The following is a 13828-nucleotide window of genomic DNA, read 5'->3' as shown; positions in this document are numbered from 1 at the left end:
GATTTAAATAATTCTGTTTTATTTTAAAACTTTTTTTTTGTAATTGTGAAAAAATTATATATTTGTTTTATTAAATAACACTAATTAGCCCCAAAAAATGAAAAAACAACAATTATTTACCTCTTTTTTTGTGTTTTGTTGTGCGTTTTCTTTTTCCCAAACAAAAGATGATGTTGCTAAAATCACAAAAGATTATGATGTAGAAAAAATCCAACAGAAAATTACCTACTTTCAGAAGTTGGAAGAAACCGAAAGAGCTAAAGCCATAGAAGCAGCGAATAGAAATGGTTGGCCTATAATTATTAAAGGAGAAAATGGAGCCATTCAACAGTTGATGAAATTGACACCAGATGGTTTTCCGGTTTATTATGCAACCACAAATGTTGCAGCTGCAAGATCAACTAGAGCTAGTTTCTTAAATACAGGAGGAGGAATGGGCTTAACATTGGATGGTCAAGGAATGGTAGCTCGTGTATGGGATGGAGGAACAACAAGAAGAACACACAACGGTTTTGGAGGTAGAGTTACAACTATAGATGATGTTGCAGGAACCACTTATAGTGATCATGCTACTCACGTAACTGGTACAATTATTGCATTACCTTGGAACGCAGGTTCAGCTGGTGTTAAAGGTATGGCAACATTAGCAACAGCTAGAACATTTAATTGGGATAGTGATGAGGCAGAAGCTTTATCAGAAGTATTAGGTGGAATGTTGATTTCAAATCACTCATATGGAGTGCCTATCACAAGCGGAACAACTTCATTACCAGCATGGTACATAGGTGCTTATACTGATGACGCAAGAGGTTGGGATGAAATTGCTTATTTATCTCCTTATTATTTACCTGTAATGTCTGCAGGAAACGATGGTACAAATAACAACAATTCTAATCCAATTGCGGGGGGATATGACAAACTTACAGGAAATAAGACTTCTAAAAACACATTAATTGTTGCAAATGCACAAGATGCTGTAATTAATGCAGATGGATCTTTGTCGAGTGTAGCAATTAACACATCAAGTAGTCAAGGACCAACAGACGATAGGAGAATTAAACCAGATATTACGGGTAATGGAACATCATTAACTTCAACAGTTTCTACCAGTAATACAGCAACAGGAATTATGTCAGGAACTTCAATGTCGGGTCCAAATGTAGCGGGAACTTTATTATTGGTTCAACAACATCATAAAAACTTAACAAATAGTTTTATGAAGTCAGCTACATTAAGAGGATTAGCCTGTCATACCGCAGATGATGCTGGAAACGCAGGGCCAGACGCTAGATTTGGTTGGGGATTATTAAATGCTAAAAAAGCTGTCGAAACTTTAACAGGGAATGGATTAACTTCTTGGGTTTCAGAAAATAATTTGACTCAAGGACAAACATTTACGATGACAGTAAAATCAACTGGAGGAGCTTCAAATCCTTTAATTGCATCTATCACTTGGACTGACTTGCCAGGGGTTGCAAATAATGGTACTTTGGGTGATAATAATACAACTCCAGCATTGGTAAATGACTTAGATATTAGAGTGACTAAAGATGGTACTACTACTTTTTATCCATGGAAATTACAGTCAAGCCCAACTGCTTTAGCTATAAGAACAGGAGATAATAATGTAGATAATATTGAAGTTATAAAAATTGATACTCCTGCTGCGGGCGACTATGTAATCACTGTCACTCACAAAGGAACATTAGTTACTGGAGCTCAAAATTATTCTTTAGTTGTAACAGGAATTGTTTCTGATTTTGCATTAACTTCAAAATCAGATGATTTAATAGTTTGCTCAAATCAAGATGCTGTTTATACATTTGATTATAAACAGTCTGGAACTATGACAACTACGTTTTCTGCAGTTGGATTACCTTCTGGTGCTACGGCTACTTTTAGCCCTACATCATTAAGCGCTAATGGAACTGTAACTATGACTGTCTCTAGTTTAAGTTCAGTACAACCAGGAAATTATACAGTTGGAATTACCGGTTCAAATGGAACTGAAGTAGAAACAAGATTAAAACAAATGAGAGTCTATTCTGCAACATTTCAACCAACAGTTTTGACTACTCCTACAAGTGGACAAAATAGTGTAGCAACAACGGTTTTCTTTAATTGGAATTCTAATGTAAATGTTGAATCATATAATTTACAAGTATCAACTCAATCTAATTTTTCTTCATTCATCACTAATGTAAATACAGCTGAGAATAACTATTTAGTATCAGGCTTAACACCTGAAACAACTTATTATTGGAGAGTTGTTCCTTCTAACAGATGTGGAACGGCAGCAGCTGCTTCAGCAACGGTAAATAATTTTAGAACAGGTATTGTAAGTTGTGGAAATACATTTACTGCTACTGATTTTTCAAATGCATCAATTGCTACAACAGTAAATAGTATAGCGACTGTTCCAATTGTTGTTACAGGAGGTTTAACTATTGGAGATATTAACGTTTCTATAGATATTACTCACACGTACATACAAGATATGAAATATTATTTAGAAGGTCCTGCAGCTATTGGAAGTCCAATAATAACTTTATTTGAAGAACCGTGTGGAGATAATGATGATATCAATTGTACATTAGATGATGCCGGAGTTAACTTTACTTGTGGAACTGGAATTCCTTCTATAACAGGAACAGTTAAACCAATAGATTATTTAACAACTTTAAATAATTTACCTGCTGACGGAACTTGGATTTTAAGAGTGGTTGATTCTTACAACGGAGATGGTGGTAGCATTAATGCTGTTTCATTATCGATTTGTAATATTGCACAATCTTTAAGTACTCCAAGCAATGCATTAGCAGAAATTAAAGTATATCCAAATCCAACAAAAGGTATTTTGAATATTAATTTAGCATCTGATACCTTTGGAGAATCTACGTATATATTGTATGATGTTCAAGGAAGACAAGTTGTTACTAAAAAATCTTCAAATGCAATGGAAACATTAAATGTTGAAAATCTATCGGAAGGAATTTATATGTTAACTATTGAAAATGATTTAGGAAAAACTACTAGAAAAGTAGTAATTAATAAATAATTTATTTAGAGTTAAATAAAAAGGGAGCTAATTAGCTCCCTTTTTTTATACATGAATAATTTCATCTTCCACTAACAAATCTTCTCGTCTTAATCTCAGAAAAATTTGCGCTACTGCAATTACATCTTTTTCGCAATAGGTAATGATTCGGTCAATATCGTTTTCTACGTAAAAAACGTGCGCTACCTCGCTACCATCAATATCATCTTTTGGTGATGGAATTCCTAGCACTTTTGTTAATAATTTTAAAGAAGTAAAGTGTTTGTAATCGCCAAACTTCCATAATTCCAAAGTATCTAAATGAGGTACTTCCCATGGTTTTTTGCCGAATAAATTTAACTTATTTGGAAGTGCAATTCCATTGATTATCATGCGTCGAGCTATAAACGGAATATCAAATTCTTTAGCATTATGACCACATAAAACGTGTTGTGCTCCATTAAAATGTGTGTTTAGTAAATTAGAAAAATCGTTTAAAATTTTCTTTTCATCACCCCAAAAACTGGTCACACGAAAGTTTCTAATATCACCTTTATTTACAAAGTAACCCACAGAAATAGTAATAATTTTTCCAAATTCAGCCCAAATTCCCGCTCTTTCGTAAAAATCTTCTGCCGAGACTTCATCTTTACGTTGGTATTGTGTTTTTTGTTCCCAAAGTTGTTGTGTTTCGCTATCTAAACCACGATAATTGTGGTATTCTGGAACCGTTTCAATGTCTAAAAACAGAATGTTGTTTAAGTTAATTTTTTCAATCATAGAGAGTAGTAGTTGATTAATGTATTTATTTTTTGTTTTTTCTTTGTTCTAGCATATTGTAAGCTTCTTCTATATATGTATATAAGTCTTCGCTGTGAGGATCATAAGATGTTTGAACTCCTTTTAAATGACCTAATCTTACGATGATTAATTCATCTTCGGGAATTACAATTACAAATTGCCCTAAATGTCCGCGCATATAGTATAAATCTTTACCTAAAAAGTTGTGCATCCACCAACCATATCCATATTGCGGACTTTTTTCAAAACGTGGAGTGATACATTTTTTCACGAAGGCACTATCTAGTAATTGTTTGCCATTCCATTTTCCATTGTTTAAATATAATTTTCCAAAACGAGCAAAATCCCTAGCATTACTAGCAATACAACAATAAGCTTTTTCAATTCCGTCAGGAGCTTCGTCTAATTGCCAAAGCGCTTCATTTTCAGCTCCCATAGGTTGCCAAAAGTGTTTAGAAACATAATCTGATAAATGTTCACCAGTAGCTTTTTCAACACACATAGCAAGTAATTGTGTGGCACCACTTAAATATTTGAACGACTGACCTGGTTTTTCTTTAATGTCTAAACCAAGAATAACACCTTTTAAATCATCGTCAAAATAAGCGCGGGTTACAATTGAAAATGGGCTATAATATTTTTCATCCCAACTCAAGCCTGACGCCATAGAAGATAAATCACCTATGGTTACGTCTTTTGCATAATTACCTTTTAATTCTGGAAAAAAGTCTGTTACTTTTTGATCTAAGCTTTTAATTTTTCCATCCATAATGGCTTTTCCCATCGCCATAGTAACGACACTTTTTGCCATGGAAAAGGAATTGGATTTCGAGTTTTTATCAAATCCGTCAAAATAGCTTTCGTGCCAAATACTATCATTTTTTATGATAAGATAAGCAATGGTTTGTAGTTCTTTATGGTTTTTTGCTAAGACTTCAGTAGCTGGAACAGAGTTATAATCTGATGCAATTGCCCAAGGTTGTGCAATCCCTTTCTTGATTTCTCTATTTGGAAATTCTTTATAATCCTCTAAAAATGCAGTAGTGTAGCCTTTAAAATAAATGGTTCTTACAGCACGTAAAAGATAATCTACATCAAAAATGTACATTAAAATAATAATGCTCGCTAAAATAATAGTGAACCATTTAAAGAATTTAAGAAGGAATTTCATGAGCTACTTTTATAAGATTGCGTCATAAAAGTAGCAAAAAGTGATTTGATTTTATAAAAATCTAAAACAAACTTTCTTGCTTTACCGGATTTTCATGGTCAAGTAACCATTTTTTTCGCCACAATCCACCCGCATAACCTGTTAATGAGCCGTCGCTTCCAATGACTCTGTGGCATGGAACTACAATCCAAAGCGGATTTTTCCCATTGGCAGAAGCAACAGCACGAATTGCTTTTACATCGCCTAATTTTTTCGATAATTCTAAATAAGAGCAAGTTTTTCCAAATGGAATATGGAGTAATTCTTGCCAAACTTTTTTCTGAAATTCTGTTCCAGATGGATTGATTAAGAATGAAAATTCAGTTCTTTTCCCTTCAAAATAGTCTTGGAGTTGCAAAACAGCTTCTTTTAATTCTTTTGGGATTTTAGCTGAAATTTCAGTTTTCTCATTCATAACATGAATTTTAGAAACCCCATTTTCATCACCTTGAATTTCTGTGAAGCCAAGTGGCGTATTTATGATGGCTGTTTTCATTTTGTAAATATAAAAAAACCACCTATAAAAGGTGGTTTAATAAGATGTAAAAGCTGAATTAATAATATTGTTAAGATTTAATCTCTTCTTTTTTGTCAGTAGCTGGCTCTAATACTTTTCCTTTGAAAGACAAAGTTTTTACTGCTTCAGCTCCGTTTTCAGTAGTTGTAATTGTTACTGATTTTTGAAAAATACCACCAGATGCAGCATTAAAAGTAGCAGCAACCATTCCTTTTTCTCCTGGTTTAATTGGAGTTTTTGTGTAATTTGCAGCCGTACAACCACAAGCAGGTCTTACATTTGTAATTAAAATAGTTTCTTTAGTAGTATTAGTGAAAGAAAACTCATAAGTAACAGGTTTTCCTTTTTCAATATCTCCAAAATCATGCATTTCTTGATCCCATTTAATGTTTGATTGTTTAGGAGCTACAGGAGCTTTTATTTCAGAAGGAACTACTTGCATAGCTTTAGTAGTTTCTACTTTAACTTCTTTAGTTTGTGCAAATGATGCACTAGCTATAAATAAAGCTACAATTGATAATTTAATAGATTTCATACGCTATAATGTTTTTAGTTATTTTAAATTTGTCATACAAAACTAAAAAACTTTTAAGAGCGTCTTGTTAATTAAAAATTAATGATTGTTAATGAGATGTTAATGAGGTTTTTTAGAACCACTTTTTTTGTAATATCGATCTCATTATGAAGTTTAACAGATTTAATACCGTCATTTTTATTGGGTTTTTAGCAATTGTAGGTGTTATCATTATGCAATTGTTCTTACTTAATCAAGCCTATATTTTTGAGAAGAAAGACTTGGAGGATAAAATTCATTTTGCACTGCAAGATGTAGTGGAAAAGATATACCGTGACAATAAATCGGAATTACCAATTACAAATCCTGTAAAAAAAGTATCTGAAAATTACTTTATTGTAAATGTAAATGATGTTTTCGAAAATCGAATTTTAGAACAATATTTAAAACTCGAATTTGAAAAAGTAAAACTTGAGCTTGATTTTGAATATGCTATTTATGATTGTAGCTCAGATGCAATGGTATATGGGAATTATATTTCAGTTAACGGAAAATCTGAAAAATTTTGCAAAGATTGTTTTTCAAAAAATAGCGATTTAACCTATTATTTCGCGGTACGATTTCCTAATATTAAACAAACCTATTTTAAGAGTTTATCACAATATTGGATATTTACAGGTGTATTGTTTTTGGTCTTAATCATTTATGTTTATTCTGTTTTATTAATGTTAAAGCAAAAACGATATACCGATTTACAAAAGGATTTTATCAATAATATGACGCATGAGTTTAAAACTCCTTTAGCATCTATTTTAATTGCTTCAAATTATGCCAATACGCAAAAAGAAATTGTTGATAATCCTAGGCTGTCTAAATACATGCATATCATCATCAATCAAAGCAATAAACTGAACCAACACATTGAGAAAATTTTGTATGTTGCTAAAACCGAAAGCAAACAAATTGTTTTAGATAAAGCCAAGGTTGATTTAAATCAATTACTTGAATTAGTTAAAGAAAATATCATTTTAAAGCACCAGAAAGAAATTAAAATTGACATTCAACTACAACGTCATTTTATAATTAATGCTGATGAATTTCATTTTTATAATGTAGTGTATAATATTATGGATAATGCGGTAAAATATTCGGGTCAGGACCCAATGATCCAAATACAATCCAAAGAAAATGAGAGAGGATTACTTTTAAAATTTTCGGATAATGGAGTTGGAATTCCAGTTAATGATTTGCCATTTGTGTTTGATAAATTCTATCGTGTAGCCAGAGAAGACAGTAAAGATATAGAAGGATTTGGCATTGGACTTTCCTATGTAAAACGTGTTTGCGAATGGCATAAATGGAAAGTTTTTGCAATGAATAATGAAGATAAAGGAATTACAATATCCATTCAAATAAATAAAAACGATTATGAGTAAGAAACGTATTTTGTATGTAGAAGACGACGAAACCTTAGCGTTTTTAACATCTGATAATTTAGAACAACATTTTGAAGTAACTCATTGCAATAATGGAAAAGATGCTTTTCAACTTTTTTGCAAAGAATCTTTTGATTTGTGTGTTTTGGATATTATGTTGCCTGATATGGATGGATTTGAGATTGCCACTGAAATCAGAAAGCGCAATCAGGAAATTCCAATTATTTTTCTTTCTGCGAAAACTATGAAAGAAGACCGAATTAAAGGTTTGAAATTGGGTGCCGATGATTATTTGGTAAAACCATATTCGATAGAAGAATTGATTTTAAAAATCGAAATTTTCTTAAACAGAAGTCAAAAATCTAATGATAATAAACCTATTCAAAAAAATTATGTCTTTGGCAGTTTTCATTTTGAACCGGAAAATTATTTATTAAAAAATGATCATCAAAAAATAACCTTAACTGAGCGTGAAGCATCTTTGCTGAAGATGTTTTTAGATAATCCTAATACTGTTTTAAAACGAGAAAAAATCTTAATTGATTTATGGGGAAGCGATGATTATTTCTTAGGAAGAAGTTTGGATGTTTTTATTTCCCGATTACGAAAAATCATAAAAGAAGAAACCCACGTGAGAATTGAAAACATTCCGCGCGTGGGCTTTAAATTGGTAGTTGAGTAATCGCATTTTATTCGAAACTCATCATATATATTTCTAAAGCTTTACGTTCTTCAGCCGTCATAGCTTTGGTAATTGCAAAGTTCGTTTTCATGGTTTCATATTGCGATGAATCAACGATAGGTTCTCCTTCTTCGTTAATGAAAGCAGCAATACTAGCTCCTTTTTCTTTGTAAATCTTAGCAATTTCTTTTATTGACGGACCAATTACTTTCGTATCTGGTTTATGACATGCTGTACACGTTCCTTTCCCTTCGAAAAGTTCTTGCCCTTTAGCGAATAATGGATCAACTGTTGTCTCAGTGGTTGTCTCAGTTTTTTCTTCAACTGGATTTCCGTAAGCATCCGTTTCTTTTTTTTCACCACAATTAGTCAATGAAATGGCTAATGCAAAAACAGCGAATGATTTTAATATATGTTTCATTTTAAAATTATTTGTTTAATAAAATGGCTGCTTCTTTTGCGAAATATGTTGAAATCAAACTTGCACCCGCTCTTTTAATACACATTAATTGCTCCATCATAATTTTATCGTGGTCTAACCAACCTCTTTCCGAAGCCGCTTTAATCATGGCATATTCACCAGATACATGAAAAACTGTTACAGGAACATCAACTGCATTTTTAACTTCACGAACGATATCTAAATAGGCAATTCCAGGTTTTACCATGACCATATCAGCACCTTCTTCTACATCCCAAAGAGCTTCTTTAACCGCTTCGATGCGATTAGCGTAATCCATTTGGTAAGTTTTTTTGTCTTTTGGAACTTCAACGTCAGCATCTTTTGGCGCACTATCTAATGCATCACGAAACGGACCATAAAAAGCCGAAGCATATTTAGCCGAATAACTCATGATTCCCACATTATGAAATCCTGCTGCATCTAATCCTTGACGCAATCGAAGCACACGACCATCCATCATATCACTTGGCGCTACAAAATCAGCTCCTGCTTTTGCATGAGAAACCGCCATTTTTACCAAGGCATCATTAGTTGCATCATTGGCTACATCACCTTTTTCAATGATACCATCGTGGCCATAAATGGAATATGGGTCTAACGCTACATCAGGCATTACAATCATTTCTGGACAAGCCGCTTTAATAGCACGAATGGCTCTTTGCATCAAACCATTATCGTTCCAAGCTTCTTTTCCGGTATTATCTTTTAAATCATCGCTAACTTTTACATAGATGTTTACGGCACGAATTCCTAAAGCGAATAATTCTTTTACTTCTTCCACCGTTAAATCTAAAGTACGACGGAAAATTCCTGGCATAGAAGAGATTTCTACTTTCGTGTTTTCTCCTTCCATGATAAACATCGGGAACATAAAATCAGCCGGACTCAAGCTGGTTTCGCGAACTAAACTTCTAATAGATTCGTTTACTCTTAAACGACGACCTCTGTGTAATGGAAACATAATTTGTTATATTTTATAATTGAGGAATATAATTAAACCCAGTCAACTGGTTTTGCTAATATTTTCAGTAATTTTTCTTCTTCACTTCCTACTTCTGGATGATGGTCGTATACCCATTGCACATGTGGTGGTAGACTCATCAAAATACTTTCGATTCTTCCGTTGGTTTTTAGCCCGAAAAGGGTTCCTTTATCATGAACTAAATTGAATTCCACATAACGACCACGACGAATTTCTTGCCATGTGCGTTGTGCATCTGTATATGGTAAATCTTTTCTTTTTTCCACAATTGGAACATATGCTTGTAAGAAAGAATTCCCAACTTCTGACACAAAATTGAACCAATCTTCCATCGACATTTGTTCGGTTGCTTTTAAATAATCGAAAAATAAACCGCCAATTCCACGAGCTTCAAATCGATGTGCGTTCCAAAAGTATTCATCGCATTTCTTTTTATAGTTTGGATAAAATTCATGGTTATGTTTGTCGCAAGCATTTTTACAAGTTTGATGAAAATGTTTGGCATCTTCTTCAAACAAATAATATGGTGTTAAATCTTGTCCGCCACCAAACCAGCTGTTGATTACGTTTCCGTTATCGTCGTACATTTCGAAATAACGCCAATTCGCGTGAACGGTTGGCACCATTGGGTTTTTAGGATGAATAACTAAACTCAATCCGCAAGCGAAAAAATCGGCTTCTCCAACACCAAACATTTTTTGCATCGTATCGGGTAATTTGCCATGAACGGCTGAAATATTTACACCACCTTTTTCAAAAACATTTCCGTTTTCAATAACACGTGTGCGACCGCCACCGCCTTCTGGTCGTTTCCAAATATCTTCGCGAAATTTGGTACCGCCATCGATGTCCTCTAATCCTTTACAGATTTGATCTTGCAGGTTTTGTATGTAGGTGTAGAATTTATTTTTCAATTTAAATATGTTTTTTTCGAAGTTTTACAATTACAAAAATTCCAACAATAACTAATGTAATGATTAATCCAATGATTAGTTTTTTAGATATTTTATCTTCGCTTTTAGTAATTCTATTTTGATTATTTGGAGCAACATCGTTCTTGTTTTTAGAATCTGTTTTTGCATAAAAATCTTGTGCGAACTCAATGTCTAAATCTTTGTTTTCAATAACCCAATTTGTTTCTTTCTTTTCAATTTCAGCATATCTGCTTTTCCCAATTAGAATACCTTTTTTAACTTCTTTGAGCAATTCTTCATAGGTGTTTTTGTCACGTTCTTGCATGCTCAAAAACATTTGAATATTTTCTTTGGTTTTGAGAGAAACTGAACCGGCATTGTATAAATCAGAAGCCATATAAGCCATAGTTGCTAATCTTTTAGCGCTTGGTGTATTATAAGAATCCGCAAGTAACAAATCTCCAAGAGCATTTAAAAGTATAGGGGAGTTATAATTTCCAAATCGCATCATACCTAAAACTCCTTTTATAGCTTTTTCATTTTCTACTTCTGGAAGAAATTTTTCCTTTGAATTATTTTTTGCATTGTATTTTTCTATTAAAAAAATGTAAAAGTTATTAGATTCAGACTCCTTTTTTTTGTTTAACAGAATAAATTCAACAAGGTATTTTTGATATATTTCTCTTCCAAAGTGAGCCTCAGGATTTATTTTGATAGCTTTATTAATATATTTTAATCCTTCTTCAAATTGTCCATCATGGATATAAAAGGTACCAAGATTAGCGAATGTTTCATATAAATTTGGAGCAAATTTTTCTTTAAGCTTCATAAGCTCAATAGCTTTTTTGTCATTCCCTAATTTTGAATACGCCACTGCTAAATCATCAAAAAGTAAAGGGTCTTTATTTCCTTTATCAATTTGAGTTTGAATTTTAGCTATACGCCATTGGTAATATGAATTGGAGTGCCTGTCAAAATTCCCAGTCATTAATTCAAAAGCATCTGGAAACTTTTGTTTTTCCATTGCATAAGTGTCTCTATCCCAAAGGCACGCATTAATAAAGTTTGAAAATAATAAAATAAATACAGTTAAAATTGCTCTCATTTTAATTTATTTTTCATGTTCTAATTCATATAATTCCATATCCAATGGAGTTTCATTTGGAGGTGTGTATTCATTTAAAAGTGTTCTTTTCCATGTGAAACCACACTTTTCTGCAACTTTACAACTTCCAATATTTGTTTTATGAGCAATAATTTGAAATTTATTGAATCCTAAAACTTCAAAACCGTATTTTGTGGCTCGAGCAATAGCTTTTGACATCCAACCTTTGTTTTCGTATTCTGAACTAATACAATAGGCAAATTCTCCTTGTTTCGTATCCCAATTTATTTCTTTGATGATAATTAAACCAGCAATTTTTGAATTTGAAATATCTTTAATTCCAAAAGTAAATTCAGATTTTAAAGTGATTTCTTTTCTTTTTTCTTCAATATAACTTAAACTATCTTTTATGGATAGATTTTTAGATAATGTAATTGGAAAATAACGATTAAAGTTATCAAAATTCAAAACCATCATTTCAGATAAACTTTTTGCGTCATCTGATTGTAAAGTGATTATATGAAATGAATCGGTTGTTATCATTAGTTATTTTCTAAGTGTTTTGATCTTAGGAGGTTTGTATGTAGGTGTAGAATTTATTTTTCATTTTTTCCCCAATACTTTTTATCTTGGTAAAGACCAAGTCCTAATAAAATTATTCCTCCAAAAAACCCTATTAACCCACCTAGTATTTCTTTGTTTTGAAATTCTTTTGTATTCAAAATAATTTTATAATTCTTTTCAATTTGAAACAAATTCAAATTTGGCTTTATTGTGTCTTTAGATTCTAAATAATAAACCGTTATCTCGTCTCCAACTTTAATGTTTTCCTCAAAATAACTATAGCTGTTTGAAGAATTATAAGTCGCTAAAATTTGATTTAGACCTTGAATTTTTATAAAAAAAATATCAGATTTAAACGAACCTCTTCCGGCAACGGAATTGTTTTTATTCATTATTCCTGCTTCAATAACTTTTCCACTATAATTATTAATTTGATCTATATCGTAGCTACTTAATGTAAGAGCTTGATAAGCACCAAAAAAACAACATAATGAGAGTAGTAATGAACCTAAAAAATTTCCAATTCTCTTATAAATTAAAGGGATTCTCATTTAAATTCTACTTCTTATACTCTTTCACCGCTTCTACAAAAGCCTTCGCATGATCAACAGGAATATTTGGTAAAATACCGTGACCTAAGTTGACGATGTATTTGTCTTTTCCGAATTCGTCAATCATTTGATGTACCATTTTTTTGATGGTTGGGATTGGAGAAAGTAGTCGACTTGGGTCGAAATTTCCTTGTAAAGTGATGTTTCCACCGGTTAAATAACGCGCGTTTCTTGGCGAACAAGTCCAATCTACTCCTAAAGCTGATGCTTTTGATTTAGACATTTCGTTTAAAGCAAACCAACAACCTTTTCCAAATACGATAACTTCTGTTTCTTCAGCTAAAGCTTCTACAATTTGGTTGATATATTGCCACGAAAATTCTTGATAATCTACTGGAGAAAGCATTCCTCCCCAAGAATCAAAAATCTGAATAGCATTACAACCTGCTTTTACTTTTTCTTTTAAGTATAAAATTGTGGTATCCGTAATTTTTTGCAATAGTAAGTGTGCTGCAACCGGATTTGAAAAACAAAATCCTTTAGCAGTATCAAAACTTTTAGAACCTTTACCTTCTACAGCATAACAGAAAATTGTCCAAGGCGATCCCGCAAAACCAATTAACGGTACTTCGTCGTTCAACATTTCTTTGGTTAGTTTTACCGCATCCATCACGTAACCTAAAGTCTCGTGAATATTTGGGACAAAAACCTGATTTACTTGTTCGGCAGTACGAATCGGATTTGGAATTATCGGACCTAAATTGTCTTTCAATTCCACATGAATTCCCATAGCTCTTGGCACTACCAAAATATCTGAGAATAAAATAGCCGCATCTGGTTTTACAATACGAATAGGTTGCACGGTAATTTCAGCTGCTAATTCTGGAGTTTCGCAACGCGAGAAGAAATCATATTTATCGCGCAAAGCTCTAAATTCTGGTAAATATCTTCCTGCTTGACGCATCATCCAAACTGGTGGACGTTCAACAGTTTCTCCTTTTAATGCTCTTAAAAATAAATCGTTCTTAATCATTTTTGATTGCTTTAGGCTT

14 protein-coding genes are annotated in these 13828 nt (G+C 32.5%); 3 read left to right on the top strand and 11 right to left on the bottom strand.

The window, feature by feature from the left end; all coding sequences use genetic code 11:
* The first annotated feature begins 97 nt into the window (after nt 1-97).
* Nucleotides 98-3058 (top strand): S8 family serine peptidase, encoded by a 2961-nt coding sequence (locus tag OJ995_RS01310; protein ID WP_264367786.1) that lies wholly within the window; start codon nt 98-100, stop codon nt 3056-3058.
* Between the two features lie 45 nt (nt 3059-3103).
* Here the strand turns inward: OJ995_RS01310 and OJ995_RS01305 are convergent, their stop codons facing one another.
* The 4 genes from OJ995_RS01305 to OJ995_RS01290 all read right to left on the bottom strand — a co-directional run bounded on the left by OJ995_RS01305 (nt 3104) and on the right by OJ995_RS01290 (nt 6100).
* On the bottom strand, nt 3104-3817 hold the full coding sequence (locus OJ995_RS01305) for a 3'-5' exonuclease (RefSeq protein ID WP_264367785.1): 714 nt from the start codon (nt 3815-3817) through the stop codon (nt 3104-3106).
* Nucleotides 3818-3842: 25 nt separating this feature from the next.
* On the bottom strand, nt 3843-5009 hold the full coding sequence (locus OJ995_RS01300) for a serine hydrolase domain-containing protein (protein ID WP_264367784.1): 1167 nt from the start codon (nt 5007-5009) through the stop codon (nt 3843-3845).
* A gap of 61 nt (nt 5010-5070) precedes the next feature.
* A complete protein-coding gene (locus OJ995_RS01295) occupies nt 5071-5544 on the bottom strand; it encodes a methylated-DNA--[protein]-cysteine S-methyltransferase (RefSeq protein ID WP_264367783.1) in 474 nt (157 codons plus the stop codon).
* 70 nt (nt 5545-5614) lie between these two features.
* Entirely contained in the window at nt 5615-6100 is a 486-nt protein-coding gene (locus tag OJ995_RS01290; RefSeq protein ID WP_264367782.1) for a DUF1573 domain-containing protein, read from the bottom strand.
* A gap of 146 nt (nt 6101-6246) precedes the next feature.
* On the opposite strand from OJ995_RS01290, the gene OJ995_RS01285 reads away from it, so the two are divergent.
* Nucleotides 6247-7515 carry a sensor histidine kinase gene (locus OJ995_RS01285; RefSeq protein ID WP_264367781.1) on the top strand — a complete coding sequence of 423 codons (1269 nt, stop codon included), beginning with the start codon at nt 6247-6249 and terminating at the stop codon, nt 7513-7515.
* Nucleotides 7508-8197: a response regulator transcription factor gene (locus OJ995_RS01280; RefSeq protein ID WP_264367780.1), complete on the top strand. Its 690-nt coding sequence runs from the start codon at nt 7508-7510 to the stop codon at nt 8195-8197. The genes OJ995_RS01285 and OJ995_RS01280 overlap by 8 nt, the downstream gene beginning before the upstream one ends.
* 7 nt (nt 8198-8204) lie before the next feature.
* Here OJ995_RS01280 and OJ995_RS01275 read toward each other — a convergent pair whose 3' ends face one another.
* From OJ995_RS01275 to hemE, 7 genes are read right to left on the bottom strand one after another with little or no spacing between them, the layout of a single operon-like run.
* Nucleotides 8205-8618 (bottom strand): c-type cytochrome, encoded by a 414-nt coding sequence (locus OJ995_RS01275; RefSeq protein ID WP_264367779.1) that lies wholly within the window; start codon nt 8616-8618, stop codon nt 8205-8207.
* Between the two features lie 7 nt (nt 8619-8625).
* Nucleotides 8626-9621 (bottom strand): porphobilinogen synthase, encoded by a 996-nt coding sequence (hemB, locus tag OJ995_RS01270; protein WP_264367778.1) that lies wholly within the window; start codon nt 9619-9621, stop codon nt 8626-8628.
* 32 nt (nt 9622-9653) lie between these two features.
* Nucleotides 9654-10556 (bottom strand): oxygen-dependent coproporphyrinogen oxidase, encoded by a 903-nt coding sequence (gene hemF, locus OJ995_RS01265; protein ID WP_264367777.1) that lies wholly within the window; start codon nt 10554-10556, stop codon nt 9654-9656.
* A 1-nt stretch (nt 10557) separates the two neighbouring features.
* Nucleotides 10558-11661, bottom strand: a complete 1104-nt coding sequence (locus OJ995_RS01260; protein WP_264367776.1) for a tetratricopeptide repeat protein — start codon at nt 11659-11661, stop codon at nt 10558-10560.
* A gap of 6 nt (nt 11662-11667) precedes the next feature.
* Entirely contained in the window at nt 11668-12204 is a 537-nt protein-coding gene (locus tag OJ995_RS01255; protein WP_264367775.1) for a GNAT family N-acetyltransferase, read from the bottom strand.
* A gap of 53 nt (nt 12205-12257) precedes the next feature.
* Entirely contained in the window at nt 12258-12776 is a 519-nt protein-coding gene (locus tag OJ995_RS01250) for a hypothetical protein (RefSeq protein WP_264367774.1), read from the bottom strand.
* 7 nt (nt 12777-12783) lie between these two features.
* Entirely contained in the window at nt 12784-13809 is a 1026-nt protein-coding gene (hemE, locus tag OJ995_RS01245) for a uroporphyrinogen decarboxylase (RefSeq protein ID WP_264367773.1), read from the bottom strand.
* Between the last annotated feature and the right edge of the window lie 19 nt (nt 13810-13828).

It is taken from the genome of Flavobacterium lacisediminis (assembly GCF_025909975.1).
Taxonomy (GTDB): domain Bacteria; phylum Bacteroidota; class Bacteroidia; order Flavobacteriales; family Flavobacteriaceae; genus Flavobacterium; species Flavobacterium lacisediminis.
The sequence above is the reverse complement of the archived record's forward strand: the minus strand, read 5'-3'. Positions and strand labels throughout refer to the sequence as shown.

What these genes read in the sequence shown, in the direction of transcription:
- OJ995_RS01280 (WP_264367780.1), top strand. Translation starts at nt 7,508, where the DNA reads ATGAGTAAGAAACGTATTTTGTATGTAGAAGACGACGAAACCTTAGCG.
- OJ995_RS01275 (WP_264367779.1), bottom strand. Translation starts at nt 8,618, where the DNA reads ATGAAACATATATTAAAATCATTCGCTGTTTTTGCATTAGCCATTTCA.
- OJ995_RS01305 (WP_264367785.1), bottom strand. Translation starts at nt 3,817, where the DNA reads ATGATTGAAAAAATTAACTTAAACAACATTCTGTTTTTAGACATTGAA.
- OJ995_RS01255 (WP_264367775.1), bottom strand. Translation starts at nt 12,204, where the DNA reads ATGATAACAACCGATTCATTTCATATAATCACTTTACAATCAGATGAC.
- OJ995_RS01250 (WP_264367774.1), bottom strand. Translation starts at nt 12,776, where the DNA reads ATGAGAATCCCTTTAATTTATAAGAGAATTGGAAATTTTTTAGGTTCA.
- OJ995_RS01295 (WP_264367783.1), bottom strand. Translation starts at nt 5,544, where the DNA reads ATGAAAACAGCCATCATAAATACGCCACTTGGCTTCACAGAAATTCAA.
- OJ995_RS01290 (WP_264367782.1), bottom strand. Translation starts at nt 6,100, where the DNA reads ATGAAATCTATTAAATTATCAATTGTAGCTTTATTTATAGCTAGTGCA.
- OJ995_RS01285 (WP_264367781.1), top strand. Translation starts at nt 6,247, where the DNA reads ATGAAGTTTAACAGATTTAATACCGTCATTTTTATTGGGTTTTTAGCA.
- OJ995_RS01310 (WP_264367786.1), top strand. Translation starts at nt 98, where the DNA reads ATGAAAAAACAACAATTATTTACCTCTTTTTTTGTGTTTTGTTGTGCG.
- hemE (WP_264367773.1), bottom strand. Translation starts at nt 13,809, where the DNA reads ATGATTAAGAACGATTTATTTTTAAGAGCATTAAAAGGAGAAACTGTT.
- OJ995_RS01260 (WP_264367776.1), bottom strand. Translation starts at nt 11,661, where the DNA reads ATGAGAGCAATTTTAACTGTATTTATTTTATTATTTTCAAACTTTATT.
- hemB (WP_264367778.1), bottom strand. Translation starts at nt 9,621, where the DNA reads ATGTTTCCATTACACAGAGGTCGTCGTTTAAGAGTAAACGAATCTATT.
- OJ995_RS01300 (WP_264367784.1), bottom strand. Translation starts at nt 5,009, where the DNA reads ATGAAATTCCTTCTTAAATTCTTTAAATGGTTCACTATTATTTTAGCG.